Below are 24,769 nucleotides of genomic sequence, written 5' to 3'. Positions count from 1 at the left end.
CGAAGGCGACGGGGTGCTCCCCGTACGTGCGGGGATGGTCCCGATCCGCGTCTCCGGCGACTCCGGCCACACCTGTGCTCCCCGCACCTGCGGGGATGGTCCCCTCCACGGGCCGGGCCAGCAGGGCAAGTCCAGACCTGCGGAAACGCTCCGGAGGAACGTTTCCGCAGGCCAGAACGATTCTGCTGGGTGGGGCGGGTGGGACTCGAACCCACGGCCGACGGATTATGAGTCCGCTGCTCTAACCGGCTGAGCTACCGCCCCGTAACGGCGCGCCGCGCACGAATGTGCGCGCCGTCTGCCGCAGCATAACCGTTCATAGGATCTGCCGCCCGCGGCGGGGGAGATCTACGCAGGTGAGGACCCCGGACAAGGGGTGAACGGTTCCCGCTCCCGCCGACTTCCGCGAAGATCGCCGGAAAAGGGCGGAAAAGCACCCGTCGGCTCCGCCCTCCCCGGCCGCCCCCTCGCCGCGCGGACAGCGCCGGCCGCATCACCGCGCACCGGCCCCGGCATACCACCGCGCACCGCCCCGGGCGTACGGCACCGCCCCAGGCATACGAAAAGGGCCCCGAAGGGGCCCTTTCCTTCTTGCTCCCGCGACTGGACTCGAACCAGTAACCTGCCGGTTAACAGCCGGCTGCTCTGCCGATTGAGCTACACGGGACCGCTCCGGTTGCGCCTCGGTGTCCGGGGCGCTCCCTTGCGACGGGGAATACATTAGCGCATGCCAGGGGGTGCTCCGAAATCGGTATTGCCGCCGCCCGTGTGCGGTACCCCTTGACGCGCCCCGTCGGCTCCGTGCCGCCGGGGCGTCGCAGGAAGGACCTGTCGTCGAGAGAAGGGGCAAGCTATGCGGTACCGGCTCACGTTCGTGTCCGGTCTGGCCATCGGCTATGTACTCGGTGCCCGTGCGGGGCGCGAGCGCTACGAGCAGCTCAGGAAGGGCATGCGGAGGATCGCGGAGAACCCGGCGGTGCGCAACGCGGGTGAGGCCGCGGCGCTCAGCGGACGGCAGGCCGCGGCCAAGGCGGCGGACGCCGTGCAGGACCGGCTTCCCTCCTCGCTCGGCGACCGTGTCCGCACGGCCCGCGACCACCGTGCCCGCTCCAGCAGCGACTGGGGCGCCGAGACCCACTGAGTCCGCGCCGAGCGCCGCCGGGGCGCGGCCCGCCCGTCCCGGCGGCCGGGCGGTGCCGGCGGTACGGCCGGCACCTCCGTGGCCGGGAGGCCTGCGGCTTCCGGCAGGGGACCGGCGCGGACAGTCTGAGTGACGGGCGGTGTGAGTGCCGTCACGGAGCAGGGCGGGGGCCCGGGCCGTACCGCCAGGCACCCGGCCTGCGGCCACTACTCCGGGATGCGGCCCCTGGTCGCGCTTCGCCCGGTCCCCTTCCCCTTGCTCTTCCCGTCGCCGCTCTTCCCGCGTTTGCCGGCCGCTCCCGTGCCGCCGCTGGTCCGCCGGCCCTTGCCGTCGTCCGCGAGGAGCGGCGCGAGCAGGTCGCCGTGCTCCTCCAGGCGTGCCGGCAGGTCCGCCGCGTGGAAGACCAGATCGCGCGGTTTCCTGGCCGCGGCCAGCTCGTCCCATGTGACGGGGGTGGAGACCGTGGGGTGTTCCTTGGCGCGCAGGGTGTAGGGCGCGGCCGTCGTCTTGGCCTGGTTGTTCTGCGACCAGTCGACGAAGACCTTGCCGCCGCGCAGCACCTTGGCCATCTTGCTGACGGCCTGGTCGGGCATGTCGGCCTCCGCCTCCTGCGCGAGCTTCTTCGCGTACGCGGACACCTTGTCGGACGGTGTGCGCTCGATGGGGGCCACCAGGTGCAGCCCCTTGGAGCCGGAGGTCTTCGGGAGCACCGTGATGCCGTCCTCGGCGGCGCGTTCGCGGAGCCAGTCGGCGATGGTGCGGCAGTCCAGGATGTCGGCGCCCTCTCCGGGGTCGAGGTCGAAGACCAGCCGGTCCGCCTTGGCCTGGTGGTCGGCCTGCCACTGCGGGGTGTGCAGTTCCAGCGCGGCCAGATTGGCGGCCCACACCAAGGTGGCCTCGTCCTGGATGAGGACCTGGTGCAGCGGCTCCTTGCTGACGACGCTGATCTTGCGCGTCGTCACCCAGCTGGGTGTGCCCGGCGGCACGTGCTTGGTGAAGAACTTCTCGCCCTCCACGCCGTCCGGGTAGCGCAGGAAGGAGAGGGGGCGTCTGTCGAGGTGGGGCAGGACGGCGTCGGCGACGGAGGCGTAGTAGTGGATGGCCTCCCCCTTGGTGAAGCCCGTCGCCGGATAGAGCACCTTGTCGAGGTTGCTGAGGGACAGACGGTGGCCCCCGATCTCCGTGTGCGGCATAACCTGAGAGTCCCATAGAAGGGACAAAGTATGCGTTCAATCTGGAAAGGGACCATTTCCTTCGGGCTGGTCTCGATCCCGATCAAGGTGGTGGCCGCCACCGAGAACCACAGCGTCTCCTTCCACCAGGTGCACACGGCCGACGGGGGCCGGATTCGCTACCGCAAGGTGTGCGAGCTGGACGAGGAGGAGGTCCCGCGCGAGGAGATCGGCCGCGGCTTCGAGACGGAGGAGGGCCGCACGATCCTCCTCACCGACGACGACATGGCGGCTCTGCCGCTGCCCACCGCCAAGACCGTGGAGATCCTCGGTTTCGTACCGGCCGAGGAGATCGACCCGATCCAGCTCGACCGTTCCTACTACCTGGCCGCCGACGGCAAACGGGCTGACAAGCCGTACGTGCTGCTGCGCGAGGCGCTGAAGAGGTCCGGCAAGGTGGCCGTCGCCAAGCTGGCCCTGCGGGCGCGGGAGAGCCTGGGCATGCTGCGCGTGTACGAGGACGCGCTGGCACTGCACACCATGCTGTGGCCGGACGAGATCCGCGCGGTCAGCGGGGTCGCCCCCGAGGGCGAGGTGGCCGTCCGGGACGCGGAGCTGGATCTGGCCGACACCCTGATGGACACCCTGGGCGAACTCGACTGGAGCGAGCTGCACGACGAGTACCGGGAGGCGCTGGAGGCACTCGTCCGGGCGAAGGCCGAGGGTGCGGAGCCCGCCCCCGAGGAGCTGCGCCGCAGGGGCGAGGAGGGCGGCGGCAAGCTGGTCGACCTGATGGCCGTGCTGGAGCGCAGCGTGCAGGAGGCCAGGAGCGGGCGCGCGGCGGGCGAGGAGGGGGAGGCCACCGTCCACGAGCTGGCGGAGCGCCGGGCGGGCGGGAAGGCCCCGGCGAAGCGGGCCGCGTCCAAGAAGGCGGCGAAGAAGCCGGAGGCGAAGAAGACGGCGGGCAAGTCCACCGGCGGCAAGGCGGCGTCCAAGGCCGCGGCACCCAAGAAGACGGCCGCCAAGAAGACGGCTGCCAAGAAGACCTCCGCGAAGAAGCCCTCCCGTCCCCGCAAGACGGCGTAGGGCCGCCACGGATGCGGCCGGGCCCGTGGGTGCCCATCGCGCGGGGCGGGCCGCGAGGGGTGCTCACCGCACGCGGGCGGGCCGCGAGGGGCCGTGCGGGCCCGTCATGTGCCGGGGGCCGCCGGGTCCGCGTCTCAGGGGCGGGGCGGGCGGGGCTCTTCCCCGCTCTCCTCGGGCTCGCCCAGCATGCGGCGCAGGAGGTCGCGCAGGAGTCTGCGTTCGGCGGGGGTGAGGCCCTGGAGGGGGGCGCCGGCGAATTTCAGTTCGCGGCGCAGTCTGGCGGCGACGGCCTCTCCCTCGTCGGTGGCGGCGGCGACCTTGACGCGGCGGTCGGCGGGGTCGGGTCTGCGCTCGACCAGTCCGCGCGCCTCCAGCCGGTCGACCATGCCGGTCATGTTCGACGGCTCACATTTCAGCTGCCGGGCGAGTTGCCGCATGGGGGTGGGTTCGCGGGCCAGCAGGGCGAGCACCCGGGCCTGGGCGCCGGTCAGCGCGTGTTCGGCGGCGGCCAGTTCGTACTCCTCGTGGTAGCGCGCCACCACCGTGCCGATCAGCTCGGCCACCTCGACGGTGAGCGCGTCCGGGGTACGCGGGTCTGCTGCCATACGGACCAGCCTAGCCCGGAAGTGCTTGACACAGTGAAATATTCAGAAGCATGGTTGTTTCAGCACATGAAACAATTTCTGGAGGACGCCACGTGACCGCATCCCCCCACTCCGGTGAGACCCAGATCCCGCGGACCAGCCGGGCCTGGCACCTGACGGCCCGCCCCAAGGGCTGGCCGGAGCCCGACAACTTCGCGCTGCGCGAGGAGAGCGTCGAGGAGCCCGCCGACGGCCAGATCCTGGTGCGGAACATCCACCTGTCCGTCGACCCGTACATGCGCGGCAGGATGAGCGAGGCGAAGTCCTACGTCGCGCCCTACAAGCTGAACGAGCCGATGTACGGCGGTGCCGTCGGTGTCGTCCTCGCCTCCCGCGCGGACGGCATCGCACCCGGTGACCACGTGCTCCACGACCACGGCTGGCGCGAGTACGCCACGCTGCCGGCCGGCCGGGTCACCAAGGTGGACGCACAGGCGGCGCCGCTGAGCACCTACCTGGGCGTGCTGGGCATGCCGGGGCTGACCGCCTACGCGGGTCTGGTGCGGGTGGCCGCCTTCAAGCCGGGCGACGCCGTCTTCGTCTCCGGCGCGGCCGGCGCGGTCGGCAGCGAGGTCGGCCAGATCGCCAAGCTCAAGGGCGCCTCCCGGGTCATCGGTTCGGCCGGCTCGGACGAGAAGGTGCAGCTGCTGCTGGACGAGTACGGCTTCGACGCGGCCTTCAACTACAAGAAGGGCCCGGTCCGCGAGCAGCTCAAGGAGGCGGCGCCCGACGGCATCGACGTCTACTTCGACAACGTCGGCGGGGACCACCTGGAAGCCGCCATCGGTGCCATGAACCTGCACGGCCGCATCGCCGTGTGCGGGATGATCTCGCAGTACAACGCCACCGAGCCCACCCCGGCGCCGCGCAATCTGTCGCAGATCATCGCCAAGCGCTTCCGCATGGAGGGCCTGCTGGTGGCCGACCACCAGGACCTCCAGCCGCAGTTCGTCGAGGAGGTCTCCGCCTGGGTGCGCTCCGGCGAGCTGAAGTACCGCGAGACGGTCGTGGAGGGCGTCGAGAACACCCTGGACGCCTTCTTGGGCATGCTGCGCGGTGAGAACGTCGGCAAGATGATCGTCACCCTGGGCGAGTGACCACGTGAGCCCCGCTTCCGCCCGGTCCGGGCGGGCGCACTGGTCCGCCGGACGGGTGAAGCGCATACGCTGGTGATCGCACCGGCGGAACGCGGGCGCGAGTTCCCCGGTCGTGCCATCAACAGGAGGACATACATGGCAATCCAGCCGATCGACGTCAAGTACACCGCCGTCGCCACCGCGGAGAACGGCCGGGACGGTCGCGTCGCCAGCGACGACGGCCAGCTGGACGTCGTCGTCAACCCGCCCAAGGCCATGGGCGGCAGCGGCGCGGGCACCAACCCGGAGCAGCTCTTCGCGGCGGGCTACAGCGCCTGCTTCCAGGGCGCCCTGGGTGTCGTGGCCCGCAAGGAAGGCGCCGACATCTCCGGCTCGACCGTCACCGCCGAGGTCGGCATCGGCAACACCCCCGAGGGCGGTTTCGGTCTGACCGTCGCCCTCAAGGCCCGGATCCCGAACGTGGACGAGGCCACGGCCAAGGACCTGCTGGAGAAGGCGCACCAGGTGTGCCCGTACTCCAACGCCACCCGCGGCAACATCGAGGTCACGCTCCACGTCGTCGCCTGACGCCCGGCCCGGCCCCGGCCCGGGCGGCTGGGGCCGCCGCAGCGTGGGCGGCGCCCCGGGCCCGCAGGGCGCAGGGCGGCCGACGGCCAGCGGGCGCCCCGCCGGTGCTATCCGGCGGGGCGCTTGCGCGTGATCTGCTCGTAGGCCAGTTCCGCCAGACTGCGCTGACCCGCCTGGCTGGGGTGGAACCAGTCCCAGTTGCTCAGTTCCTGCGGGGTGAAGCGGTAGTCGAAGACCGCGCCGTTGTCGTAGCGGCAGCGCAGGTCCTTGGCGCACTCCTGCTTCAGCACGGTGTTGTAGGCGATGACCCGTTGCTGTACCCGCTGCCGGCGCTCCTGGTCCGCCGGCGCCGTCGACTGCGGGTTCTTGAGCATCGACTGGCAGATGCCCAGCCCCCACACGCGCTGTCCTATCGGGTTGGTCCTGCCCTGCTCCCACAGCCGTTCGAGGTTGGGCACGCTGGAGACGTACACCTGAGTCTTGGGCGCCTCGGCCCGCAGGACGCGCAGTGCCTCGCGGAACGAGGCGCGGAAGTCGGCGACGGGGGTCATGGTCGCGACGGTGGGCCGGCAGGCGTCGTTGGCGCCGCTCATGACCGTCACCATGCCGGGCTTGTGCGCGGCGGCCCGGCGCATCTGCTGCGGCAGGTCGGCCATGACGGCGCCGCTGACCGCGTAGTTCCAGCTCCTGCCCCGCGGATCGCTCAGCAGACGGCGGGCCAGGCTGTTGACGCCGTCCGCCGTTCCGGTGGCCCAGGAGACCTTGGTGCAGTCGGCCAGCAGCGAGCAGGCGTCGAACCCGCGCGTGATGGAGTCGCCCACCGCGGCGAGCGAGGAGGGGCTGCGGTCCCAGATCCGGCGGGGAGCGGGCTTGGCGTGGGGGCGTGCGGAGGATTCGGCGCGCTGCGCGCCCGAGCCGTCGCCACCGCCCGATCCGCCGCCGCACGCGACGGCCAGCACCAGTCCGGCGACGAGGACGAGAGCGAAAGCGCAGATGGCAGCGGTGCGGGGGCGTACGGGGCGGGAAGAGCGGGGACGGGTGGGACGCGCGTTCCCCGGCTCGTTGCGCTGCGACATCCGACCCCCTGTTTCGCCGATGCCCTACCGACGGTACGTCACCCACCGTGCGCCGCCGCGCGGTAGCTTGTGCCGTGGCCGGTGCAGCCGGAGCGACCGCGGCCACAGCGGCGGGTAAATATTACCTCGCGTCACTTCCTGTCCCTTTCGGGGAGAATTGGGCGCGGTGGTGTTTACTATTCGTAACCTCGGGAGCTGGTGGGGAAGTGACCGGTGGTGCAAAATGTCAGGCGCTTTTCCGGCGCGTGACCGATAGGTGATCGAGGCCGCCCGGTGGCGACCCTCGGAGCGCACTGGAGGTCCCGGTGACGACACGTGGAGTTCTGTACGTCCACTCGGCGCCCCGCGCCCTGTGCCCGCACGTCGAATGGGCCGTCGCGGGCGTGCTGGGCGCCCGCGTCCATCTCGACTGGATCAGACAGCCCGCCTCGCCCGGCACCTGGCGTGCCGAGTTCTCCTGGCAGGGCGATCCCGGCACGGCCTCCAAGCTCGCCTCCGCACTGCGCGGCTGGCACCTGCTCCGCTTCGAGGTGACGGCCGAACCGTGCGCCACGGCCGAGGGCGAACGCTACAGCTCGACACCGGATCTGGGCATCTTCCACGCGGTCACCGGGATGCACGGCGACATCCTCATCCCCGAGGACCGGCTGCGGGCCGCCGTCGCCCGCGCCGGGCGGGGCGAGAGCGAGCTGGAGGCCGAGATCGCCAAGCTGCTGGGCAAGCCGTGGGACGACGAACTGGAGCCGTTCCGCTACGCCGGGGAGGGCGCACCCGTCCGCTGGCTCCACCAAGTGGTCTGAGCGGGGCGGCCGAGCCCCCCGACCCCAGCGCGCCGCCCGTCCCGCACAGCGCCCCGGCCCCTACCGTTCCCGCATGCCCGACGAAACCCCGCACGCCCTCCCGGTCGCGGTGCTCGGCACCGGCACCCTGGGCTCCGCGATGGCACGCGCCCTGTCCGCCGCCGGCCTGGCCGTACGCGCCTGGAACCGCACCGCACAGCGGGCCCGCCCGCTGGCCGGCCACGGCGTTGCCGTCGCCGCCACCCCCGACGAGGCGGTACGCGGCGCCGGGACCGTACTGACCGTCCTGTCCGACGGCCCCGCCACCTTGGACGTCATGCGCGCCGCCGCCCCCGGTCTCGCCGAGGGCACCTGCTGGCTCCAGGCCGGCACGGTCGGCCCCGAAGGGCTCGTCCCCCTCGTGGACTTCGCCGGGGAGCGCGGGCTGCGGCTGGTGGAGACGCCGGTGCTGGCCACCGGGATCCGCGCCGGAAGAGGGGAGTTGACGATGCTGGCCGCGGGGCCCGGCGCGGTCCGCGAACGGGTCGCCCCCGTCCTCGACGCCCTCGGCGCCACCCGCTGGCTGGGGGAGGAGCCGGGCGCCGCGGGCCGGCTGAAGCTGGTGGCGGACCACTGGATGCTCACCCTCCTCAACGGCACGGCCGAGACGCTGGCCCTCGCCGAGGGGCTGGGGGTGGACCCGGGCACGTTCCTCGGCGCCGTCGCCGGCGGGCCGCTGGACGCGACCTGTCTCCAGACGAAGGCCCGGCTGGTCCTGGAGGGCGCCTGGGAGGCGGCCGTCCCGCTGGCCGTGGCCCGCAAGGACGCCGATCTGATCTGCCGGGCCGCCCGGACGGCGGGAGTGCGGCTGGACGCCATGCCGGCCGTGGCCGAACGGCTGCGGCGGGCAGAGGCGCAGGGCCACGGCGGCGACGACGCGGCGGCCTCCTTCTACGCGGCGTTCGCCGCCTCCGACTACGGCAGGGGAGACGCCCGCGGCTCGGCCTGACCCGCACACGGGTGAGGGGCGGCCCCCCATGGGAGACCGCCCCTCACCGGTGGACGTGGCTGGGCTCAGACGGTGCGGAAGGCCAGCACCACGTTGTGGCCGCCGAAGCCGAAGGAGTTGTTCAGCGCGGCGATCCGGCCCTCGGCCGGCAGCGCGCGCGCGGCGTCCCGCACGATGTCGCCGTCGGCCTCCGGGTCCAGCGTCTTGATGTTGATGGTCGGCGGGGCCGTGCGGTGGTGCAGCGCCAGCAGCGTCGCCACCGTCTCGACACCACCCGCGCCGCCCAGCAGGTGACCGGTCATCGACTTGGTCGCCGAGATGCCCATGTGGTCCATCTCGTCGCCGAACACCTTGCGCAGCGCCTTCAGCTCGGCCAGGTCGCCCTGCGGCGTCGAGGTCGCGTGCGCGTTGATGTGCATGATCTCGGCCGGGTCCAGATCGGTCCGGGCGATGAGGTTCTGCAGCGCGTGCGCGATGCCGTTGCCCGAGGGCTCCGGCTGCACGATGTCGTGGCTGTCGGCCGAGATGCCCTGGCCGACCGCCTCGGCGTAGACGCGGGCGCCGCGGCGGCGGGCGTGCTCGGCGGATTCCAGGACGATCACCCCGGCGCCCTCGCCCAGCACGAACCCGTTGCGGTCCACGTCGAAGGGGCGGGAGGCACCCTGCGGGTCGTCGTTGCTCTTGGACATCGCCATCATGTTGGCGAACGCGGCGACCGGCAGCGGGTGTATGGCCGCCTCGGTGCCGCCCGCGACCACGATGTCGGCCCGGCCGGTGCGGATCATCTCGATCGCGTAGCCGACGGCCTCCGAGCCCGAGGCGCAAGCGCTGACCGGGGTGTGCACACCGGCCCGCGCGTTGACCTCCAGCCCGACGTTGGCGGAGGGGCCGTTGGGCATCAGCATCGGCACCGTGTGCGGCGAGACCCGGCGGACGCCCTTCTCCCGGAGCACGTCGTACTGGTCCAGCAGGGTGGTGACCCCGCCGATGCCGGACGCCACCACGGTGCCCAGCCGGTCCGGGTCCACCGTCGGGTCCTCACCCGCGCGGGCGGTGAAGCCCGCGTCGGCCCACGCCTCCCGGGCCGCGATCAGCGCGAACTGCGCCGAGCGGTCCAGCTTGCGGGCCTGGGGGCGGGGGATGCGCTCCCCGGGCTCGACGGCAGCCCTGGCCGCGATCCGCACCGGCAGGCCCTCGGCCCACTCCTCCTCGAGGGCCGCGACACCGGAGCGTCCCGCGACGAGGCCTTCCCAGGTCGATGCGCTGTCGCCACCCAGCGGTGTGGTTGCGCCGATACCGGTGACGACCACGGAGTCATTGGTCGCGTTCACTGGATTTCTCTCCACGGTAGGGGTGACTCGTTTGAGCCACCCGCACGCGGGGTGGCGACAAACGCGTCAACGGTTTTCTCAGCTCTGGTGCTTGAGGATGTAATCGGTCGCGTCACCGACCGTCTTGAGGTTCTTGACGTCGTCGTCCGGGATCTTCACGCCGAACTTCTCCTCGGCGGCGACGACCACCTCGACCATGGACAGCGAGTCGACGTCCAGGTCGTCCGTGAAGGACTTCTCCAGCTGCACGTCCTCGGCCGGGATACCGGCGATCTCGTTGACGATCTCGGCGAGGCCCGAGACGATCTGTTCCTGCGTGGCGGCCATTGCGGCGCTCCTTCGTATGTGCGGTGAGTCCGCAGCGCCCGACCCTGTCGTACGGGGCTGCTTGGATCTTGACTAGGGGAGAGTAACGACCGTCGCGGCGTAGACGAGACCCGCCCCGAAACCGATGAGCAGCGCGGTGTCGCCGCTCTTCGCCTTCCCCGTCGCCAGCAGCCGCTCCATCGCCAGCGGGATGGAGGCGGCCGAGGTGTTGCCCGTGGTCTCCACGTCGCGGGCGACCGTGACGTGCTCGGGCAGCTTGAGGGTCTTGACCATCGAGTCGATGATCCTCATGTTGGCCTGGTGCGGGATGAAAACGTCCAGCTCGTCGGCCGTTATCCCCGCCGCGTCCAGGGCCTGCTGGGCGACCTTCGCCATCTCGAAGACGGCCCAGCGGAAGACCGTCTGGCCCTCCTGGCGGATCGCCGGGAACTTCAGCGAACCGTCCTCGGCGACCTCCAGCTGCGAGACGTCGCCCACCCGGAAACCGTCCCAGGGCACCGTCTGCGAGATGACGTCCCGCTTGTCGCCCTCCGAACCCCAGATGGCGGGGCCGATGCCCGGCTCGTCGGAGGGGCCCACGATGACGGCACCGGCGCCGTCGCCGAACAGGAAGGCGGTGGAACGGTCCGTCAGGTCCGTCAGGTCCGACAGCCGCTCGGCGCCGACGACCAGCACGTACTGCGCGCTGCCCTCGACGATCAGCCCCTTGGCGAGGGTCAGACCGTAGCCGAAGCCCGCGCAGCCGGCGTTGATGTCGAAGGCGGCGGCCTTGCCGGCGCCCATGCGGTCGGCGATCTCGGTGGCGATGGCCGGGGTCTGCTTGAAGTGCGAGACGGTCGAGATGATGACCGCGCCCACCTGGTCGGCCGAGATCCCGGCGTCCGCGACGGCCTTGCCCGCCGCCTCCAGGGTCATCTCCGCGACCGTCTCCTCCGGACCGGCCCAGTGACGGGTCGCGATGCCCGAACGGGAGCGGATCCACTCGTCCGAGGAATCGATGTGCTTGAGGATCTCCTCGTTCGGAACCACGCGGGTCGGACGGTAGCCGCCGACGCCGAGAATGCGCGCGTACGGGGAACCCTGCGCGGGTTTGATCTTCGCGGTCATGCTTCTCGGGACTCCTTGGGCGTCAGGCGGAGGTGTGCGCGGCCAGCAGTTCCCGGGCCGCGGCCAGGTCGTCGGGCGACTTGAGCGCCAGCCGCTCCACGTCGGGCAGAGCGCGCTTGGCCAGGCCGGTGAGGGTGCCGCCGGGGCACAGCTCGATGAGCGCCGTGACGCCCAGTTCCCGGAAGGTGTCCATGCACAGGTCCCAGCGCACCGGCGCGGAGATCTGGTGGACCAGACGGCGCACGATCTGCGAGCCGTCCTCGACGACCTCGCCGTCGTAGTTGGACACGTAGCGGGTCAGCGGGGTGCCCGCCGTCACGTCCCGCACGGCCGCCTCCATGGCGGGCAGGGCGGAGGCCATGTGCTCGGTGTGGAAGGCGCCGGCCACCTTCAGCGGTACGACCCGCGCCTTCTCCGGCTTGTCCTGGGCCAGCGCGGCCAGCTGCTCGGCGGTGCCGGCGGCCACGATCTGCCCGGCGCCGTTCATGTTCGCCGGGGTGAGGCCCAGCTTGTCCAGGTGGGCGGTGACGTCCTGCGGGTCGCCGCCGAGCACGGCGGACATCCCCGTCTCGCTGACCGCGGCGGCCTCGGCCATCGCCGTACCGCGGGCCCGCACCACACGCAGCGCCTCCAGCGGGGTGAGCACCCCCGCCAGGGCGGCGGCGGCCAGCTCACCGACGCTGTGACCGGCGACGGCGCCGAGCGCGGCGGCCCTGCCCGGGGCCTCGTGGGTGGGCTCACCCTCCAGCAGTTCGTAGGCGGACAGCAGCGCGGTGGCGACCAGCAGCGGCTGGGCGACGGCGGTGTCCCGGATGGCCTCGGCGTCGGCCTCGGTGCCGTAGTGCACCAGGTCCAGACCGATGGCGTCGGACCACTGGGCGAGCCGGTCGGAGGCGCCGGGGAGTTCCAGCCAGGGGGTCAGAAGGCCAGGCTTCTGGGCGCCTTGGCCGGGAGCGACGAGTACGAGCACTCTTTCACTCTCTCCTGTGGACAGTGGTCTCGGCCGGTGGGGACCGAGACGAAGAACGGTGAGGGGAATTGTGGGCTCCCCACAATTGGCGCCCGTCAGCTTACGGCTGGCTCCCGGCGTCCGCGAGACGCCCCAGGATCAGCGCGATACGCAGCGTGAACGCGGACCGCACATCCGACGGCGACCAGCCGGTGACGTCCGTCACACGTCGGAGCCGGTAGCGGACGGTGTTGGGGTGGACGAACAGCATCCGCGCGGCGCCCTCCAGACTACTGGCCTGCTCCAGATAGACGCTCAGTGTCTCCAGCAGCGCGGAACCGGCTTCCTCCAGCGGTCTGTAGATCTCCTCCACCAGGAGCGTCCGCGCGACCGGGTCACCCGCCATCGCGCGCTCCGGCAGCAGGTCGTCGGCGAGCACCGGCCGCGGCGCGTCCGGCCAGGCAGCACACGCTTTGAGGCCCGCCATCGCGGCCTGCGCGGAGCGGGTCGCGGCCAGCAGATCGCCCACGACCGGACCGGCGACCACCGGGCCTGCTGCGAACGGGCCGATCAGCGACTTGGCCGCCTTGAGGGGATCGTCGGAGCCGCCCGCGATCACCACCAGACGGCTGCCGAGCACCCCCGTGAGCACCTGCAGCTTCGCGTGCCGGGAGGCCCGCCGGATCGCCTCCACGGTCAGCTCGCTGTCCCCGTCCGGGGCCGTGCCCAGCACCACCGCCACATGCTCGGGCGAGTTCCAGCCCAGCGCGGCGGCCCGCGAGACGGCGCCCTCGTCGGCCTCGCCGGAGAGCACCGCGTTGACCACCAGGGACTCCAGCCTGGCGTCCCAGGCGCCGCGCGCCTCCGCCGCCTGCGCGTACACCTGCGCGGTCGCGAAGGCGATCTCCCGCGCGTACACCAGCAGCGCCTCGCGCAGCACAGCCTCGTCGCCGGGCGCCGCCACCTCGTCGATGGCCGCCTCCACGACCTCGATCGTGGTGCGGACCATCTCCACCGTCTGCCGCAGCGTGATCGCGCGGGTCAGCTCACGCGGGGCCGTCCCGAAGACGTCCGTGCTGATCGCCTGCGGGGTCTCCGGGTGCCGGAACCACTCGGTGAAGGCCGCGATGCCCGCCTGCGCCACCAGGCCGATCCAGGAGCGGTTCTCCGGCGGCATCGCGCGGTACCAGGGCAGCTGCTCGTCCATCCGCGCGATGGCCGCGGCGGCGAGTTTCCCTGAGGACTGCTCCAGCCGGCGCAGGGTGGCCAGATGCGGGTGCTGGGGTTGGTCTGTGGCTTCGGACACGGCACAAGCCTGCCTTACCGGACGAGCGGCACGGGCGCGGGGGCGTGCCCCCGCCCCCCCCGGGGTCCGGACCGGCGCCCCTGCCGGCCCGGGCGCGGTGCCGTCTACGGTGGGCCCATGGCACAGGTGGTGTGGCGGGCCGAGGACCGGTACCGGGGCGGCGACGAGGAGGCCGGGATCGAGACCCGGCACGCGTTCTCCTTCTCCGGCTTCTACGACCCCGACAACGTCGCATTCGGGCTGCTGGTGGCCTGCAACGAGGAACGGCTGGCGCCCGGTGCCGGATTCGCCGAGCACCCGCACCGGGACGTCGAGATCGTCACCTGGGTGATCGAGGGTGAACTCGCCCACCGGGACTCGGCCGGCAACGAGACGGTGATCCGTCCCGGGGACATCCAGCGGCTGGGCGCGGGCAGCGGCGTGAGGCACACCGAACGCAACGCGGGCGAGGGCCCGCTGCGCTTCGTCCAGATGTGGCTGGTGCCCGGCGCGTTCGGCACCGCACCCGAGTACGAGGTGGTACGCGGCATCGCCGACAACACTCCCTTCGCGCTGCCCCGCACCGAAGCGGTGCTGCACATCCGGCGGCTGGCCGACGGCGAACGCACCGCGCTGCCCCGCGCCCCCTTCGTCCACGTCCATGTGACGCGCGGGAGGGCACTGCTCGGCGGCACGGTGCTGCGCCCCGGTGACGCCGCCCGGCTGACCGGCAGCGAGGACACCACGGTGCTGCGCGCCGAGGGCGGCGCCGAAGCACTGGTGTGGGAGATGCACGCCGAGCCCCGCTACGGCTGAGCGGGGCCGGTGGCGCGGTGCCGTCCGGTTCCGCGCGGGGCTGTGCCGGGGCCGTCCGATGGGGCCCGGCTCTCTCCGGTGCCGTCCGGGCGGGACGGGGCGGGGCTGTGCGGGGCGGGTCAGCCGCGCAGTTCGGCCAGGACGGCGTCGGTGAACGGCGTCCACGCCTCGATCGCCCACGGCCCGAAAGCGCGGTCGGTCAGCGCCACACAGGCGGCACCGGCCTCCGGATCCACCCACAGAAACGTTCCGGACTGCCCGAAATGCCCGAACGTGCGGGGGGAGGACGTCTCACCCGTCCAGTGCGGCGACTTGCCGCCCCGGATCTCGAAACCCAGCCCCCAGTCGTTCGGCTTCTGGTGGCCGTATCCGGGCAGCACCCCGCTCAGGCCCGGGAACACCACGGAAGTGGCCTCGCGCACCGTCGAGACGTCCAGCAGCACGGGGGACTGCAACTCGGCCGCGAACCGGGCCAGATCCGCACAGCTGGAGACCGCGTCCTTGGCCGCCGAACCCTCCAGCTCGGTGGCCGTCATGCCCAGCGGGGAGAGCACGGCTTCGCGCAGATACTGCGGGAAGGGAATGTCCGTCGCCTTGGTCACATGGTCCGCCAGCACCTCGAACCCCGCGTTCGAGTAGATCCGCCGCGTCCCCGGCCCGGCCATCACCCGGTCCTCGTCGAAGGCCAGCCCGGAGGTGTGCGCCAGCAGATGCCGCACCGTGGACCCCTCGGGCCCGGCCGGCTCGTCCAGCTCCACGGCGCCCTCCTCCAGCGCCACCAGCACCGCGTAGGCACTCAGCAGCTTGGTGACGGACGCCAGCTCGAAACGCTGCGAGGCGGGACCGTGCGTCGCGGCCACCGTGCCGTCCGCGCGTACGACGGCCGCCGCAGCGGTCGCCACCGGCCAGGTCTCGATCATCCGCAGGCTGTCCATGAGAACGAGCCTAACGGCAGCGATTTGTCGCCGTTCTCGCCCTTGCTTGGAGTGCACTCCAACTTCGTAGCGTTCACTTATGACCGTGACCGAAACGGAGACCCCCCACGCCGGAACCCCGCCCAGGCCGGTCCAGTGTGCCGAGCAGGCCGGCCATCCGCGGCCCGACGGCCAGGACAAATACACCATCAGCGAGGTAGCGGCCTTCACCGGCCTGAGCGCACACACCCTGCGCTGGTACGAACGGATCGGACTGATGCCGCACGTGGACCGGTCCCACACCGGGCAGCGCCGCTTCAGCAACCGCGACCTGGACTGGCTCGAACTGGTCGGCAAACTGCGGCTCACCGGCATGACCGTCGCCGACATGGTGCGCTACGCCGAGATGGTCCGCGAGGGCGAGACGACCATCCCCGCGCGCAAAGCCCTGCTGGAGGCCACCCGCCAGGACGTCCTCAGCCGCATCGCGGAACTGCGCGACACCCTGGCCGTCCTCGACTACAAGATCGACCACTACGCGCGCAAGACCGGCGACCTGCCCGCAGCCGCGGCCGTCGCCGCTCAGACGACGGCCACCGCGTAGAGGGCGAAGGCGGCGGCCAGCGCACCGGCCGCCGCCCGCACACCACGCCCGGCCCCGCCCCACGGCGTCTCGAACCGGCGGGTGACACTCCCCACCGCCACCAACAGCACAGCGAACACCGGCAGCCACGCCAGCCGGGCCACCACCCAGCCGAGGGAGTCGGGCGCCGTGGTCAGCCCGGCCACCCCGCCCCCCGCAGCCGTCGCGGGCACCGCCGCGGCCAGCATCGCCGTCTGGTGCCAGCACAGCACCGTCATCGCCGACAGGTTCACCACCACCACCGGCGCCCACAGCGCCGGGCGGCGCAGCAGCCGCGCGATACGGTTCCGCAGCAGCACGGCGGCACCGCACTGCGCCGCGGCCAGCGCCAGCACCAGCAGCGACGGCGGATGCGAATTCGTACGCGCCTCACCCGGCACCCCCACCATGGACGCCGGATAGCCGAAGACCAGCAGCAGCACGGCGAACAGCACCGCACCCCCGGTCAGCAGCACGTACCCGCCGGCACGGCGCAGCCTGCCGAGCCCCCAGCACACCCCCAGCTGATAGGAGAACAGCCAGCCCGGCAGCAGGTTCAACAGCCCCAGCCAGGACGGCATCTGCGAAGCGAGCGGCCCGTACCGCAGGAAATCCACCACGGCGACGCTGCCCAGCAGCGGCACGGCCGACCACAGCCCCCACCGCCGTGCCGCCCGCGCACACAGCGGCGTCAGCGCGGTGACGCCCGCGTAGATGCCGACGAACCACAGCGGCTGCACCACCAGCACGGCCGCCGTGCGCAGCGTCCCGCCGGGCACACCCAGCAGCGACAGGACACCCAGCAGCACCGCCCACACGGCCGTCACGCCCAGCACCGGGCGGCCCAGCCGTGCGAGCCGGCCGCCCAGCCACTGCCCCAGCGCATCGCCCCGTTCGGCCGACCGGCGCAGCGAGAGCACCGACGAACAGCCCCCCACCAGGAAGAAGATGCCCAGCATCTGCAACAGCCAGCTGAGCGGCGCGAAGAAGCCGAGGGTGGCGAGCGGGCTCGCGTTGTGCAGGCTTCCGTCACCGCCGAGGGTGAAACCGCCGAGCATCCAGTGCCCCAGCGGGACCGCCAGCAGCGCCAGCGCGCGCAGCCCGTCCACCGCCCGGTCGCGGTGCGCGGGGGTGCGTTCCTCGATCGCACGGACGGCCGCACGCAGCCTGCTGGGCAGCGACCGGCCGGGGCGGGGGGAGGTCCCGTGGCCGGTCCCACGGGCGGCCCCTCGGGCGGCCCCTCGGTCGGTCCCGTGACCGGTCCCTTGGCCGGTTCCTCGGCCGGTTCCTCGGTCGGTCCCTTGGCCGGTTCCTCGGTCGGTCCCTTGGCCGGCTCGATGGCCGGCTGGGGCCGTCGCCGATGTGCCCGGGCCGGACCGGGCGGTCCTCGGACCGGGGACGGACCCCGCGCACTCCGCACCGGGGACGGCGGGCGCCATCAGGTCGGCAGACCGCGGAGTGAGGGTCTTCGACGGGACGGCCCGGGAAGCGGGGGAATCGGAAACGGGGGAATCAACGGGCATCGGCGCACTCCTGGGAAACGGGCGCGCACCGGACCGAACCGTAGGCGCGCAGGGCGATGGACGCGAAGTTGTCGAGGGAGTCGGTGCCGGGCCGCAGATAGCCGCCGTGCCCCTGAGCACCGGTGGCCGTCACCACCCGGGCGCCGAACGCCGGAGCCGCCGGATCGGCACCGTGCCCCAGGCCGAGGAACCGCACGTGCGGGACGCGGCCGATCCAGTCCCCCCGGGCACGCGCCGCCCACACCGGGACAGCGGTGTGCAGCGCGGCCACCGAACCGGCCCGCATGCCCGGCGACCCGAAGACGACCAGCCCGGCGGCCTGTCGCCGCCCCAGCGAGGACGCCGCGAGTCCGCAGACGACGGAGCCGTAGCTGTGGCACAGCACCGTCGGCGGGGCCACCCGGGCGCCGGCCAGTCCCCGCAGGAACCGCACCAGACGGGGCGCGCCCGCCTCCGCGAGCCGCCCGGTCGCCGCGTCGGGGCCGAGCCCCACCGGGGTCGTGTAGCCGGTCCAGGCGACGACCGCGACCCGGGTTCGCGGGGCACGCTCCGCCATCCGGTCACGCAGCGCGCGGGCCATCCCGGCGGGCTTGCCGTACCGGCCGTCGCCGCCCCGGTCGAAGGAGCCGAGATCGACGTCGGAACCCGGCACCACCACCGCCGTGCGCGCGGCCTGCGCCAGATCCCCGTACACCTCGGCGACCTGACCCCGGCCGCGCGGATCGAACGCCAGGACCTGCCGCCCCGGGGCCAGCAGCCGCGCATACCGTCCGGCCTTCTCGCGCGCCGCCCGGTGGTCCCCGTCGGTCAGCGACACGTCCCGCGCCCGCGCCAGCTCCGCCCGCCGCTCACTCTTGAGCGCCAACCGGTTCGCCTGGTAACGGTCCCGTAGGGGGGCGCCGTCCAGATTCCCCACCGTCAGCGGATGGCGCCTCACCAGCGCCCGCCGCTCCTCCTGGCCGAGCCCCGCGAAGAACGCCGCAACCCGTTCGGGGCTCGCGGTTGCGGGGTCGGGCAGCGTGCGCCCCAGCGACTCGTCGGCACGCCACGCCGCCGCTCCCGGCGGCGGACCGGTGACGGGCGTCTGTTCCGTGCCGCTGGTCACACCCGTCGTCGCCGCGAAGACGGCCGCGACGAGCGGGGCGACGAGCAGAGCGCGCTTGGTGCGGCGCTTCATGGCGGGTCTCCTCCTCCCGCCGCCCGTCCGAAGTCTCCGGCGGGCGGCGGGAGGAGAGTGCTGGCCCGATGACCGCACGAGCGTCACACCGGGGAGCCAATGCGCGAGGTGCTACCGGGGTAGGGGGGCCGCTACCCCGGTAGGGGCACGGGGGCATCCGCGCCGGGGGAGCGGTTCTCAGGGGGCACGTCCCGCCCGTGGGTGCGGTCTCCGGGGCGAAGGCCGCACGGGCGCGCGGTTTTCACGGGCCAGGTCCCGTGGAGGCGCGCGGTTCTCACGGGCCAGGTCCCGTGGTGCGGCTCTCACGGGGCACGTCCCGTGGGGTTCCCAGGGGGCACGCCCCCCCGCGTGCTTTTCTCACGGTCGCGCGTCCCATGGAGGGCGCGGCCGTCGAAAGTGAGCCTCCACGCGTGCAGTCCCACGGGAGGTCCACCGGCCACCCCGTGCGCCACAAGCCGTCCCAGCGTTACGACGCCGCCTCCGGCCGGCCGTTGCTGTGGCCGTTCACTGGTCGCCCGGTGCGACCAGCCCCGACTCGTAGGCGAAGACGACCGCTTGGGCACGGTCGCGCAGTCCCAGTTTGGTGAAAATGCGGCTCACGTGCGTCTTGACGGTCTGCTCCGCCAGTACGAGGGAGGCGGCGATCTCCGTGTTGGACTGTCCGCGCGCCACCAGTTCGAGAACTTCTGTCTCCCGCTCGGTCAGCTCCTTCAGCCGCAGCTGGGGTGCCGAGCCGCGCCCCTTGCGCGAGGCCGTACGGGGCCGCTGCCGGGCGAACTCGGCGATGAGCCGCCGGGTCACGGACGGCGCCAGCAGAGCCTCGCCCTCGGCCACCACCCGCACGGCGGCGATCAGGTCGGCCGGCGGGGCGTCCTTGAGCAGGAAACCGCTCGCCCCCAGGCGCAGCGCCTCGTAGACGTAGTCGTCCACGTCGAACGTGGTGAGCATCAGCACCTTGGGCCGGTGCACGACGCCGCGCGGCGGGTCGAGGAGCTGCTGTGCGGCCTCCAGACCGTTCAGCCGGGGCATGCGTACGTCCATGAGGACCACGTCGGGGTGTGCCCGCCGGCACAGCTCGACCCCGGCCGCGCCGTCCGGTGCCTCACCCACGACGTCGATGTCGCTCTGCGCGGCCAGCAGCGCGGCGAAACCCGCGCGCACCATGGCCTGGTCGTCGACGATGACGACGCGGGTCACCTGGGAGGTCGCGGACGCGCCGGGCGCGCCAGTGCCGTTCATGCCTCGGGAGTGTCCTTCTCTTCGACGCTGGTGTGCTCAGGGGCGTGCGGAACGCGCTTCCGCCGGGTGGTGTCCGCAGGGAGCTCTTCGGTGGCGTCCGGAACGGGCTTCTTCCGGGTGCCGGAAGAGGGCTCCGTGCGGTCGCCGTTTCCGCCGTCCTCAGTGACGCCGTTTTCCTGTCCGGACGTTCCGGCGGGCGGATGCCACGGGAGCCGGGCGGCGACCCGGAAACCGCCGTCCGGCAGCGGCCCGACATCCAGCGAACCGCCGACCAGACGGACCCGCTCCCGCATGCCCACCAGACCGTGTCCGGTGCCGGACGTCTCCAAAGGTGCCTGCTCGGGTTCGGGGGAGGGACCGTTGACGATCAGCACGGACAGAAAAGACGCACCGTCCGGGCCGGTGCGGACCGGGCGCTCATCGCCCCGACCGTCGGCGGCCTTCTTCCCGGCTTCCCCTCCGGTGCCCTCTCCGGCTCCCCCTCCGGTCCGTGTGACAGAGATCCGGGTGGTGGCGCCGGGGGCGTGCCGTACGACGTTCGCGAGTGCTTCTTGCACGATCCGGTACGCCGACAGGGAGACCGTCTGCGCGGGTCCCGCCTCCTGTGCCCGGCCGCTTTCGTGCACGCTGCGCTCGTGCCCGGCGCTGCCCAGGTCCACATGGAGTTCGGCCGGCACCCCGGCCCGCACGGTCGCCTCCACGAGTTGGTCGAGGCGTTCCAGACCCGGCTGCGGGGCGCGTTCGCCCTGGGCGTTCTCGCTGCGCAGCACGCCCAGCAGGCGGCGCATCTCGGTGAGCGACTCACGGGCCGTGGCGGCGATGGTGCCGAACTCCTCCGCAGCTGCCGGTGGGATGTCCGGGATGCGGTAGGGGGCGCTGTCCGCCTGCACGGTGATGACCGACATGTGGTGCGCGACCACGTCGTGCAGTTCCCGGGCGATACGGGCCCGCTCCTCCAGCAGTGTGCGCTGGGCGCGTTCGGCCTCGCTGATGGTCTCCTGTTCGGCCAGCCGCCGCTGGGCCACGGCACGCTCCCGCAGCGCGGCGCCGAGCAGCAGCATCGCCCCGCTGAGCACGGTCAGCAGCACATTGGTGCCCTCGCTGTGCGCCGGGGAGACGAATCCCAGGGTGAGCGAGGAGACGACGGTGACGAGCCAGACGGCCAGCAGGGTGCGCCGGCTCTCCCGCAGGGCCAGGGCCAGGCACAGCACCAGATAGCCGACGATCATGCCGGGCGGCCACGGCCAGGCGCGTCCCATGGTGCCGTCGGCCGTCAGCAGGACGACGGCACCCAGCAGGTCCGCTCCGAAGATGATCCACCAGGCGGGCAGCGGTCTGGTCACCGCGAGCAGCAGGGGCGCGGTCTGTGCGACACCGAGGACCCCCGACCATCCGCCGCCCAGACCGTAGTCGTGGGAGAGCACCTGTGTGGTGGTCGGCAGGAGGATGACGGTGAAGACGAAGGCCACCCCGTAGGGCAGCAGCCGCACCCACCGGGCGGACGCGTGCCCCAGCAGGGGCTCCCGGGAGGCGGTGGGGGTGGCCAGCGTGGTGCCGAGGGCCCGCAGGCCGCCGGCCACGCTTGTGCCCAGGCGTGCGAGGGCGGGGTGCGGGGTCACAGCTCCGCCAGCAGCTCCGCCTTCTTGGCGGTGAACTCGTCGTCGGTCAGCAGCCCCGCGTCGTGCAGCTCGCCCAGGTGACGGATGCGCTCGGCGACGTCGGCCGGGTCGGAGCGCTGCTGCGGCACCGCGGCGGGGGCCGCGCAGACGCTCTCCAGTGCCAGCACGGGGTCTGCGGCGCGTACCGCCTCCAGGACCGAGGCGGCGAACGGCAGCGATTCGTAGACGGGGCCGTAGCCGAGTCCGAACACCACGGAGGCCGGGTCCTGGTCGGCCTCCGCGAGGACCTCGGCTCCGCGCGGCCGGAGCCGCAGATGGCCGCTGAGCCCTTCCGGGGAGCGCCACTCGACGCCCTCCAGCTCGCCCACGGGGAAGAACTGGTCGCCGGCTTTCCACTTGGCGGTGGAGGCACCTGTGGGGAACCAGCGGAAGGCGACGACCTGGCCGTCGAATGATGCCTTGCCGTCGTACGCCTTGAAGCTCTGCGGGGCGGGCGGGGCCGCCACCAGGTACTGTCCGGCGGGTTCGGCCGGGTCGTCGGGCAGCAGGGCGCGCAGCTCCGTGGCGTAGTAGTCGGCCAGGAGCTCGCGCTCGGCGGGCAGCACCAGACGGTAGGGGTCGCTGCTGTCCTTCAGCTGTCCGGCGGCGGCTTCCAGCAGGGGGTCGGCGCCCTCCCGCGGCACGGCGCGCAGCACGACAGTGCCGCGTTTGCTGCCGGGGGTCAGCTCGACGGCGCTCAGCGCCTCGTACGGAACGCGTCGCTCTCCGAGGGCCTGGAAGAGCTTCGGCGTGCGAATTCCCCGTTCGAAGCGGATGAGCACGGAGTCCGAATCGAACTCCCAGGTGGAGTGCATTCCAGCCAGTACGTCACCCATGTGGGCCATCGTATGCGGCGGTTGCCCGCCCGTCCCCCCTCCGCGGCTCTCTGCCGCCGTCTGCGGTGTTTCAGCGCGGCTCGGGGACGAAGGAGCACTCCGGGTCGGAGGAGTCGCAGGTCACGTCCTGGTACGAGCCGGTGCCGACCGCGGCGAAATTGGCCAGGCTGCGCGTGTGCGGCACGAAGTATCCGGTGTGGCCCTCCGCGCCCGCGGCGGACAGGTGGCGGGCGCCGAAACCGTCCGCGACCGGATCGGCACCGTGTCCGAGTCCGCCGACGTCCATGTGCGGTACGTCGGCGATCCAGTCGTCGCGGTCCCGCATCGCCCACACGTGCGCGCGGGTGCGGAGTCCGGCGGCGTTGTCGGCCCGCATCCCGGGGCTGCCGGCCACCGCGATGTCGGTGACGCTGGACGGCAGCCGGCCGGCCGCCAGCCCGCACACCACCGAACCGTAGCTGTGGCAGAACAGCGAGACCTTCGGCGCGGCGGTGCGGCCGGCTGCGCTCCGGGCGGCCGTGTTCCGGGCCGTGGTGCTGCGGTCTGTGGCGCTTCGGTCTGTGCTCCCGGTGGCGTGCGCCGCCCGCTGTGCGGAGCCGTCTGCCTCGTCGCCGCCCGGGGCGCTGTGCGCGGTGGCGCGGAGGGTGGCCGGCAGGGACCGTACGAGACGGTCGAGGCGCGCGGCACCCTCCTGGGCCAGCTCCCCGGAGGCCGCGTCCACACCGAGGCCGACGGGCGCGGTGTAGTCGGCCCAGGCGATCGTCGCGGTGCGTACCCGGGGAGCGGCGGCCTCCTGTTCCTTCTGGAGCGCGTCCGCCATGCCGACGGGCGCCGCGTACCGCCGGGCGGACTTCTCGAACGTCAGCAGTTCGGTGTCCACGCCGGGGACGACGACGGACACCCGCCGGGCGTGCTCCAGGTCGCCGAAGACCTCGGCGGCGTGGCCGCGGCCGGTCGGGTCGAACGAGAGAATCTGCCGGCCGGGCCGCAGCATCGAGGCGAAGCGGTGCATCCGGCGGGTGGCTTCGTGGCGGCCCTCGTCGGTCAGCCGCTCGTCGGTCGTACGGGCACGTTCGACGCGCAGCGCCGTGCGGAGCGCCGTGTGGTTGGCGCGGTAGCGCAGCGGGAGCGGCGCGCCCGCCAGGTTGCCGACGACCAGGGGATAGCGCCGGGCGAGCGTGCGCTGCTGTGCCGTGTCGAGCGAGGCGAAATAGCGCGCGATGCGGCCTGCCGGGGCGTCGGGGTCGGGCAGCGGGCGTCCGGCGAGGGAACCCTTCTCCCAGGCGAGCAGCGCGGAGGCACGGGGGCCCGCGTCCGCGTGGTGCTTGCGCACGGCGGTCCAGCCGGTCGTCGCCAGCAGGACGAAGACGACGGCCAGCGCGAGCAGAGCACGCCAGGCGGTGGTGCCCGGAACGCCCGACGAGGCGAAGCCGGATCCGGACAACGGATTGCCGAGTGCGGAGAAGTAAGTCACTGGGGCGCCACCCTAGGAGATGCGCCGCGCCGGACCGGCCCGTACAGGCCCTGGGTGAGTCATCTCACGTTTCATACCGGGCGTTCGGGTCAGTGCGGCGCGTCCGTTCGGGTCCGCCCGCCCGATCCGTCACTCTGTGCGACCGGTGTCGGAGAGTGGCCGGAAAGGATCAGTCCGTGCGGCCCCAGCCGCCGGAGACCGCGGGCTTCAACTGCGCCATGTAGTCGTAGGTGAGGGCGCGTGCCGCCTTCAGGGAGACGCCGCCGCGCATGCTCCACTGCCGGACGGCCGCCCGCATCACACCGACGAAGGCGGCGACCAGGACGCGCGGGCGGGGATCCTGGTCGGGGTCCACACCCGTGCGCCGGGCGACCTCCCGGACGAGCTTCTCCTCCATCAGCAGCGAGTGCCGCAGATGGGCCGCCAGCAGGGAGGGGGTCGTCTCGATGACCTGGCACATCTTCAGGTGCAGGTCGAGCGGGGTGAGCGCCTCGACGGCTTCCCCGACCGCTTCCCAGGTGTCGTCGAGGACGCCGCGCAGATACTCCAGCGGAGGTTCGCCGGGCGGGCCCGCACAGACCGCCTCGTAGAAGATCGTGCTGACCATGTCCTGGACGAAGAGCGCGACCTCCTCCTTGTTGGCGAAGTAGCGGAAGAAGGTGCGCTGGGAGACGTCGACCATCTCGACGATCTGGTCGACTGTGGTGGCGTCGTACCCCTGCGTGACGAACAGCTCGTGAGCCGCCACGATCAGGGCGTCTCTGGTGCGCTGCTTCTTCCTCTCACGCAGGCCCGTCAATTCTGCTTCCTCTCCTGTGCCCGGACGCGTCCGGGACGGTCGGCGCAACCCGCACGGCATGCTCACAATACGTGAGCATCGGCTGACATTTACCGGCTAATAATTCCGTTTGTCAATTGTCAGAAGCTGTCATTACTCTCG

At 72.5% G+C, this 24,769-nt stretch carries 23 protein-coding genes, 2 tRNA genes, 1 pseudogene and 1 CRISPR repeat array (1 of these 27 only partly in view); of the genes and pseudogenes, 8 read left to right on the top strand and 18 right to left on the bottom strand.

From position 1 onward, the window contains the following. A CRISPR array of direct repeats spans window positions 1-103; the repeat unit is 29 nt; unit sequence GTGCTCCCCGTACGTGCGGGGATGGTCCC (it extends 231 nt beyond the left edge of the window). Window positions 104-190: 87 nt separating this feature from the next. Then, window positions 191-264, bottom strand: a tRNA-Ile gene (locus IO40_RS0105670). 330 nt (window positions 265-594) lie between these two features. Beyond that, window positions 595-667: transfer RNA gene (locus tag IO40_RS0105665), tRNA-Asn, on the bottom strand. A 186-nt stretch (window positions 668-853) separates the two neighbouring features. Here IO40_RS0105665 and IO40_RS0105660 point away from each other — a divergent pair. Next, complete coding sequence (locus IO40_RS0105660; RefSeq protein ID WP_016468823.1) at window positions 854-1,141, top strand: hypothetical protein; 288 nt, start codon at window positions 854-856, stop codon at window positions 1,139-1,141. Between the two features lie 206 nt (window positions 1,142-1,347). Here the strand turns inward: IO40_RS0105660 and ligD are convergent, their stop codons facing one another. After that, window positions 1,348-2,334 (bottom strand): non-homologous end-joining DNA ligase, encoded by a 987-nt coding sequence (ligD, locus tag IO40_RS0105655; protein WP_033228915.1) that lies wholly within the window; start codon window positions 2,332-2,334, stop codon window positions 1,348-1,350. A gap of 30 nt (window positions 2,335-2,364) precedes the next feature. On the opposite strand from ligD, the gene ku reads away from it, so the two are divergent. After that, window positions 2,365-3,399, top strand: coding sequence for a non-homologous end joining protein Ku (gene ku / locus IO40_RS0105650; RefSeq protein ID WP_016468821.1), 1,035 nt, complete (start codon window positions 2,365-2,367; stop codon window positions 3,397-3,399). A gap of 134 nt (window positions 3,400-3,533) precedes the next feature. Here the strand turns inward: ku and IO40_RS0105645 are convergent, their stop codons facing one another. Next, window positions 3,534-4,004, bottom strand: a complete 471-nt coding sequence (locus IO40_RS0105645; RefSeq protein ID WP_016468820.1) for a MarR family winged helix-turn-helix transcriptional regulator — start codon at window positions 4,002-4,004, stop codon at window positions 3,534-3,536. A 92-nt stretch (window positions 4,005-4,096) separates the two neighbouring features. Here IO40_RS0105645 and IO40_RS0105640 point away from each other — a divergent pair, with 92 nt between their 5' ends. Next, window positions 4,097-5,140, top strand: coding sequence for an NADP-dependent oxidoreductase (locus IO40_RS0105640; RefSeq protein WP_016468819.1), 1,044 nt, complete (start codon window positions 4,097-4,099; stop codon window positions 5,138-5,140). Between the two features lie 135 nt (window positions 5,141-5,275). Then, window positions 5,276-5,707 (top strand): organic hydroperoxide resistance protein, encoded by a 432-nt coding sequence (locus IO40_RS0105635; protein WP_016468818.1) that lies wholly within the window; start codon window positions 5,276-5,278, stop codon window positions 5,705-5,707. Window positions 5,708-5,814: 107 nt separating this feature from the next. On the opposite strand, the gene IO40_RS0105630 is transcribed toward IO40_RS0105635, so the two are convergent. Continuing rightward, complete coding sequence (locus tag IO40_RS0105630; protein ID WP_031174959.1) at window positions 5,815-6,783, bottom strand: SGNH/GDSL hydrolase family protein; 969 nt, start codon at window positions 6,781-6,783, stop codon at window positions 5,815-5,817. Between the two features lie 305 nt (window positions 6,784-7,088). On the opposite strand from IO40_RS0105630, the gene IO40_RS0105625 reads away from it, so the two are divergent. Both IO40_RS0105625 and IO40_RS0105620 read left to right on the top strand, forming a co-directional pair. Continuing rightward, window positions 7,089-7,583, top strand: a complete 495-nt coding sequence (locus IO40_RS0105625) for a DUF3145 domain-containing protein (protein ID WP_016468816.1) — start codon at window positions 7,089-7,091, stop codon at window positions 7,581-7,583. Window positions 7,584-7,650: 67 nt separating this feature from the next. Continuing rightward, window positions 7,651-8,571: pseudogene (locus IO40_RS0105620) on the top strand (NAD(P)-dependent oxidoreductase); the annotation flags it as partial. Window positions 8,572-8,636: 65 nt separating this feature from the next. On the opposite strand, the gene IO40_RS0105615 reads toward IO40_RS0105620, so the two are convergent. From IO40_RS0105615 to IO40_RS0105595, 5 genes are all read right to left on the bottom strand, one after another. Then, window positions 8,637-9,902 carry a beta-ketoacyl-[acyl-carrier-protein] synthase family protein gene (locus IO40_RS0105615; RefSeq protein ID WP_016468814.1) on the bottom strand — a complete coding sequence of 422 codons (1,266 nt, stop codon included), beginning with the start codon at window positions 9,900-9,902 and terminating at the stop codon, window positions 8,637-8,639. Window positions 9,903-9,980: 78 nt separating this feature from the next. After that, window positions 9,981-10,229, bottom strand: a complete 249-nt coding sequence (locus IO40_RS0105610) for an acyl carrier protein (RefSeq protein WP_016468813.1) — start codon at window positions 10,227-10,229, stop codon at window positions 9,981-9,983. A 72-nt stretch (window positions 10,230-10,301) separates the two neighbouring features. Next, window positions 10,302-11,336, bottom strand: a complete 1,035-nt coding sequence (locus IO40_RS0105605) for a ketoacyl-ACP synthase III (RefSeq protein ID WP_016468812.1) — start codon at window positions 11,334-11,336, stop codon at window positions 10,302-10,304. Between the two features lie 22 nt (window positions 11,337-11,358). Then, entirely contained in the window at window positions 11,359-12,306 is a 948-nt protein-coding gene (locus IO40_RS0105600; protein ID WP_016468811.1) for an ACP S-malonyltransferase, read from the bottom strand. 100 nt (window positions 12,307-12,406) lie between these two features. Next, on the bottom strand, window positions 12,407-13,591 hold the full coding sequence (locus IO40_RS0105595) for a PucR family transcriptional regulator (protein WP_016468810.1): 1,185 nt from the start codon (window positions 13,589-13,591) through the stop codon (window positions 12,407-12,409). 117 nt (window positions 13,592-13,708) lie between these two features. Between IO40_RS0105595 and IO40_RS0105590 the strand changes: the two genes are divergently transcribed. Continuing rightward, window positions 13,709-14,386 carry a pirin family protein gene (locus IO40_RS0105590; RefSeq protein ID WP_016468809.1) on the top strand — a complete coding sequence of 226 codons (678 nt, stop codon included), beginning with the start codon at window positions 13,709-13,711 and terminating at the stop codon, window positions 14,384-14,386. A gap of 119 nt (window positions 14,387-14,505) precedes the next feature. On the opposite strand, the gene IO40_RS0105585 is transcribed toward IO40_RS0105590, so the two are convergent. Next, the gene (locus IO40_RS0105585) at window positions 14,506-15,321 is read right to left on the bottom strand and encodes a serine hydrolase domain-containing protein (RefSeq protein ID WP_016468808.1); all 816 of its coding nucleotides are present in this window, start codon (window positions 15,319-15,321) and stop codon (window positions 14,506-14,508) included. A gap of 79 nt (window positions 15,322-15,400) precedes the next feature. On the opposite strand from IO40_RS0105585, the gene IO40_RS0105580 reads away from it, so the two are divergent. Further along, window positions 15,401-15,904 carry a MerR family transcriptional regulator gene (locus IO40_RS0105580; RefSeq protein ID WP_016468807.1) on the top strand — a complete coding sequence of 168 codons (504 nt, stop codon included), beginning with the start codon at window positions 15,401-15,403 and terminating at the stop codon, window positions 15,902-15,904. Here the strand turns inward: IO40_RS0105580 and IO40_RS0105575 are convergent. The 7 genes from IO40_RS0105575 to IO40_RS0105545 form a co-directional block, all read right to left on the bottom strand. Then, window positions 15,883-17,031, bottom strand: a complete 1,149-nt coding sequence (locus IO40_RS0105575) for an acyltransferase family protein (RefSeq protein WP_309505368.1) — start codon at window positions 17,029-17,031, stop codon at window positions 15,883-15,885. The two genes, IO40_RS0105580 and IO40_RS0105575, sit on opposite strands and share 22 nt — an antisense overlap. A gap of 403 nt (window positions 17,032-17,434) precedes the next feature. After that, on the bottom strand, window positions 17,435-18,622 hold the full coding sequence (locus tag IO40_RS0105570; RefSeq protein ID WP_016468805.1) for an alpha/beta hydrolase: 1,188 nt from the start codon (window positions 18,620-18,622) through the stop codon (window positions 17,435-17,437). Between the two features lie 504 nt (window positions 18,623-19,126). Then, a complete protein-coding gene (locus IO40_RS0105565) occupies window positions 19,127-19,861 on the bottom strand; it encodes a response regulator (protein ID WP_016468804.1) in 735 nt (244 codons plus the stop codon). Continuing rightward, window positions 19,858-21,480: a sensor histidine kinase gene (locus IO40_RS0105560; RefSeq protein ID WP_033228916.1), complete on the bottom strand. Its 1,623-nt coding sequence runs from the start codon at window positions 21,478-21,480 to the stop codon at window positions 19,858-19,860. The genes IO40_RS0105565 and IO40_RS0105560 overlap by 4 nt, the downstream gene beginning before the upstream one ends. Further along, entirely contained in the window at window positions 21,477-22,355 is an 879-nt protein-coding gene (locus IO40_RS0105555; protein ID WP_030406586.1) for a DUF4429 domain-containing protein, read from the bottom strand. The genes IO40_RS0105560 and IO40_RS0105555 overlap by 4 nt, the downstream gene beginning before the upstream one ends. A gap of 70 nt (window positions 22,356-22,425) precedes the next feature. Further along, a complete protein-coding gene (locus IO40_RS38625) occupies window positions 22,426-23,829 on the bottom strand; it encodes an alpha/beta hydrolase (RefSeq protein WP_016468801.1) in 1,404 nt (467 codons plus the stop codon). A gap of 169 nt (window positions 23,830-23,998) precedes the next feature. Then, entirely contained in the window at window positions 23,999-24,628 is a 630-nt protein-coding gene (locus tag IO40_RS0105545) for a TetR family transcriptional regulator (RefSeq protein ID WP_016468800.1), read from the bottom strand. Window positions 24,629-24,769: the final 141 nt, after the last annotated feature.

Origin of the sequence: Streptomyces albus subsp. albus (assembly GCF_000725885.1) — a bacterium.
Lineage (GTDB): Bacteria > Actinomycetota > Actinomycetes > Streptomycetales > Streptomycetaceae > Streptomyces > Streptomyces albus.
This window is presented reverse-complemented; position numbering and strand designations above follow the sequence as displayed.

What these genes read in the sequence shown, in the direction of transcription:
- IO40_RS0105660 (WP_016468823.1), top strand. Translation starts at nt 854, where the DNA reads ATGCGGTACCGGCTCACGTTCGTGTCCGGTCTGGCCATCGGCTATGTA.
- ligD (WP_033228915.1), bottom strand. Translation starts at nt 2,334, where the DNA reads ATGCCGCACACGGAGATCGGGGGCCACCGTCTGTCCCTCAGCAACCTC.
- ku (WP_016468821.1), top strand. Translation starts at nt 2,365, where the DNA reads ATGCGTTCAATCTGGAAAGGGACCATTTCCTTCGGGCTGGTCTCGATC.
- IO40_RS0105645 (WP_016468820.1), bottom strand. Translation starts at nt 4,004, where the DNA reads ATGGCAGCAGACCCGCGTACCCCGGACGCGCTCACCGTCGAGGTGGCC.
- IO40_RS0105635 (WP_016468818.1), top strand. Translation starts at nt 5,276, where the DNA reads ATGGCAATCCAGCCGATCGACGTCAAGTACACCGCCGTCGCCACCGCG.
- IO40_RS0105630 (WP_031174959.1), bottom strand. Translation starts at nt 6,783, where the DNA reads ATGTCGCAGCGCAACGAGCCGGGGAACGCGCGTCCCACCCGTCCCCGC.
- IO40_RS0105610 (WP_016468813.1), bottom strand. Translation starts at nt 10,229, where the DNA reads ATGGCCGCCACGCAGGAACAGATCGTCTCGGGCCTCGCCGAGATCGTC.
- IO40_RS0105605 (WP_016468812.1), bottom strand. Translation starts at nt 11,336, where the DNA reads ATGACCGCGAAGATCAAACCCGCGCAGGGTTCCCCGTACGCGCGCATT.
- IO40_RS0105590 (WP_016468809.1), top strand. Translation starts at nt 13,709, where the DNA reads ATGGCACAGGTGGTGTGGCGGGCCGAGGACCGGTACCGGGGCGGCGAC.
- IO40_RS0105585 (WP_016468808.1), bottom strand. Translation starts at nt 15,321, where the DNA reads ATGGACAGCCTGCGGATGATCGAGACCTGGCCGGTGGCGACCGCTGCG.
- IO40_RS0105580 (WP_016468807.1), top strand. Translation starts at nt 15,401, where the DNA reads ATGACCGTGACCGAAACGGAGACCCCCCACGCCGGAACCCCGCCCAGG.
- IO40_RS0105570 (WP_016468805.1), bottom strand. Translation starts at nt 18,622, where the DNA reads ATGAAGCGCCGCACCAAGCGCGCTCTGCTCGTCGCCCCGCTCGTCGCG.
- IO40_RS0105565 (WP_016468804.1), bottom strand. Translation starts at nt 19,861, where the DNA reads ATGAACGGCACTGGCGCGCCCGGCGCGTCCGCGACCTCCCAGGTGACC.
- IO40_RS0105555 (WP_030406586.1), bottom strand. Translation starts at nt 22,355, where the DNA reads ATGGGTGACGTACTGGCTGGAATGCACTCCACCTGGGAGTTCGATTCG.